Genomic DNA, 3,482 nt, shown 5'->3' with positions numbered 1-3,482 from the left:
TACATGATCGCCCGTCACCGTCCGCTGATCGAGGACATCCCCGAGGTCCGGCAGGCTCTGGAGGCGGATGCCGCCGAGCAGCCGGTGGACGACTCGGCGGCCCGGGCGCTGCGCGAACGCCTCGCCGGCCTGACCGAGTTGGAGCGGCTCGATGCCTTGCTCCATGTCGTGCGTTCCGAGGCCGCAGCCGTTCTCGGGCACAGCTCGGCCGACGCCGTCGCGGAGAACCGTCCGTTCCAGGAGTTGGGCTTCGACTCGCTCACCGCGATGGAGCTGCGCAATCGCCTGAACGCCGCGACCGGGCTGCGGCTGCCCGCCACCCTGGTCTTCGACCATCCCACCCCCGCGGCGCTCGCTGACCGGCTCGGTTCGGAGCTGGGCGAGAGCCGCCAGGACCAACTGACCGACGCGGTCGACATCGGTCGCGAACTGTCAAGGATCGACCGGGCATTGCCCCTGCTCGCGGATGACGTGCAGGCCCGTGAGGGCATTGTGCACCGCCTGCGGGAACTCCTTGCCAAGCTCGACGAGCAGGACGCCGCGGCTCAGGAGGCCGGCGTGGTCGCCGACCTGGAGTCCGCGACGGACGACGACCTGTTCGACTTCATCGACCGCGACCTCGGCGTGTCCTGATCCAGCCGATCGTCACGTCTTTCTATTGCTCTTGAGTGGGGTTCACCATGACTGAGGACAAGCTCCGTACGTATCTGCGACGGGTGACGACCGAACTGCAGCAGACTCGGCAGAAGCTCCAGATCGCCCAGGACAGGGTGCGGGAGCCGCTGGCCGTCGTGGGAATGGCGTGCCGACTGCCGGGCGGGGCCGACTCTCCCGAGAAGCTGTGGCAGATCGTCGTCGACGAGGTGGACGCGGTCGCCGGGTTCCCGACCGACCGGGGCTGGGACCTGGACGATCTGTACGACCCCGATCCGGACCGGCCCGGCAAGACCTACACGCGTGCGGGGGCTTTCCTGGAGGGCGCGGGCGACTTCGATCCGGGGCTCTTCGGGATCTCGCCGCGTGAGGCGCTGGCGATGGATCCGCAGCAGCGGCTGCTGCTGGAGACCTCCTGGGAGGTCTTCGAGCGCGCAGGCATCGATCCGCTCTCCTTGCGGGGCACCCGGACCGGCGTCTTCATCGGTGGGACCGCGGTCGAGCACACCGTGAAGCTGATGAACTCACCGACCGAGCAGGGCTATGCGGTCACCGGCGGCATGAGCAGCGTGCTGTCCGGTCGGGTGTCGTACGTGCTGGGCCTGGAGGGCCCGGCGGTGACGGTGGACACCGCCTGCTCGTCCTCGCTGGTTGCCATGCACTCCGCCGTGCAGTCCCTGCGTCAGGGCGACTGCTCGCTCGCCGTGGCCGGCGGTGTCGGGATCCTGGCGAGCCCGTCGGGGTTCATCACCTTCGCCCGCCAGCGCGGCCTGGCCGTGGACGGCCGGTGCAAGGCCTTCTCCGATGATGCCGACGGCATCGGCTGGGGCGAGGGTGCCGCGGTCGTCCTGCTGGAGCGGTTGTCGGACGCGCGGCGCAACGGGCACCCGGTGCTCGCGGTGATCCGTGGCAGCGCTGCCAACCAGGACGGCGCGTCGAACGGTCTGAGCGCGCCCAACGGTCCCTCGCAGCAGCGGGTGATCCGTCAGGCGCTGGCCAATGCCGGACTGTCGTTCGCGGACGTGGACATGGTGGAGGCGCACGGCACGGGCACGACGCTGGGCGACCCGATCGAGGCGCAGGCGCTGCTGGCCACCTACGGTCAGGACCGGCAGGAGGGCCGCCCGCTGTGGCTGGCCTCGCTGAAGTCGAACATCGGCCACACCCAGGCCGTCTCGGGCGTGGCCGGTGTCATCAAGACCGTGATGGGGCTCCAGCACGGCTTCATGGCGAAGACCCTGCACGTCTCCGCCCCCAGCAGCCAGGTGGACTGGTCGGCGGGTGCGGTGGAGCTGCTGACGCAGGCCCGGGAGTGGCCGCAGACCGGCGCGCCGCGCCGCGCGGCTGTCTCCTCCTTCGGCGTGAGCGGGACCAACGTCCACATGATTCTGGAGCAGGCCCCGGCGGACGAGCCGCTGCCGGAGGTGGAGCCGCAGGACGAGACTCCGCAGGCCGTTGCGGCCTTCGAGTCCGTCACCCCGCCGTGGGTGGTCTCAGGTGACACCGAGGCGGCGTTGCGGGCGCAGGCGGGGCGGTTGTTGGAGTTGGTGGCGGGGGGTGGTCAGCGGGAGGCCGATGTGGCGTTCTCGTTGGTGTCGTCGCGGGCTGCGTTGGGGCATCGGGCGGTGGTGCTGGCCGATGGTTCGGCGGGGTTCGTGGAGGGGTTGCGGGCGCTGGCGGATGGTGGTGTGGCGCCGGGTGTGGTGCGTGGTGAGGTGGGTGGTTCGTCCCGGGTGGTGTTCGTGTTTCCGGGGCAGGGGTCGCAGTGGGTGGGGATGGGGTGGGAGTTGTGGGAGTCGTCGGTGGTGTTCGGGGAGTCGATGGCGGCGTGTGAGCGTGCTCTGGCGCCTTTTGTGGAGTGGTCGTTGCGGGATGTGGTGGCGGCCGGTGAGGGGGATGTGCGGTGGGGGCGGGTGGATGTGGTGCAGCCGGTGTTGTGGGCGGTGATGGTGTCGTTGGCGGCGTTGTGGCGTTCGCTGGGGGTGGAGCCGGCGGCGGTGGTGGGTCATTCGCAGGGTGAGGTCGCGGCGGCGGTGGTGGCGGGTGGGTTGTCGTTGGAGGACGGGGCGCGGGTGGTGGCGGTGCGCTCGCAGCTGGTCGCGCGCCGGCTGTCGGGGCTGGGCGGCATGGTCTCGGTGGCCGGGCCGCTGACCGTGGTGGAGGAGCTGCTGGCGGGTTTCGAGGGGCGGGTGTCGGTGGCGGCGGTCAACGGACCGTCCTCGGTGGTGGTCTCGGGCGAGCCCCAGGCCCTGGAGACCCTGCTGACCGACTGCGAGGAGCGGGGGGTCCGGGCGCGGCGCATCGCGGTGGACTACGCCTCGCACTCCGCGCAGGTCGAGGCACTGGAGGCGGAGCTGCTCACGGCCCTGGCCCCGGTGCGGCCGGTGTCGTCCTCGGTGGCGTTCTACTCCACTGTCACCGGCGAGCGCATCGACACCGCGGTGATGGACGCGGGCTACTGGTACCGCAACCTGCGCGAAACCGTCCGGTTCGAGCCGGTGATCCGCGGTCTGACGCAGCAGGGCTACGGCGTCTTCGCGGAGATGAGTCCCCACCCCGTTCTGAGCGTGGCCGTCCAGGAGACGGCCGAGCAGCTGGACAGCCAGGTTGCGGCGCTGGGTTCGCTGCGCCGGGGTGAGGGTGGGACCGGGCGGTTCCTGACCTCGCTGGCGGAGGCGTATGTCCGCGGGGTGCCGGTCGACTGGTCGCGGCTCTTCGTGGGTCTCGACGCCGGTCGGGTTGATCTGCCGACGTATGCGTTCCAGCGGGAGCGGTTCTGGCTTGAGGGTGGGGCTGGGGTTGGGGTTGGTGGGTCTGGTGTTGGTGTG

Annotated in this window: 2 protein-coding genes; both read left to right on the top strand. The window is 70.8% G+C overall.

Annotated elements, in window-relative coordinates; translation table 11 throughout:
• Positions 1 to 633: phosphopantetheine-binding protein (locus ACFZB9_RS36810; protein ID WP_391454518.1), on the top strand; the 633-nt coding region annotated here is incomplete at its 5' end.
• A 47-nt stretch (positions 634 to 680) separates the two neighbouring features.
• Positions 681 to 3,482: type I polyketide synthase (locus tag ACFZB9_RS36805; protein WP_391454516.1), on the top strand; the 2,802-nt coding region annotated here is incomplete at its 3' end.

The sequence above is a fragment of the Kitasatospora sp. NPDC008050 genome (genome assembly GCF_042957465.1).
GTDB lineage: Bacteria > Actinomycetota > Actinomycetes > Streptomycetales > Streptomycetaceae > Kitasatospora.
This window is presented reverse-complemented; position numbering and strand designations above follow the sequence as displayed.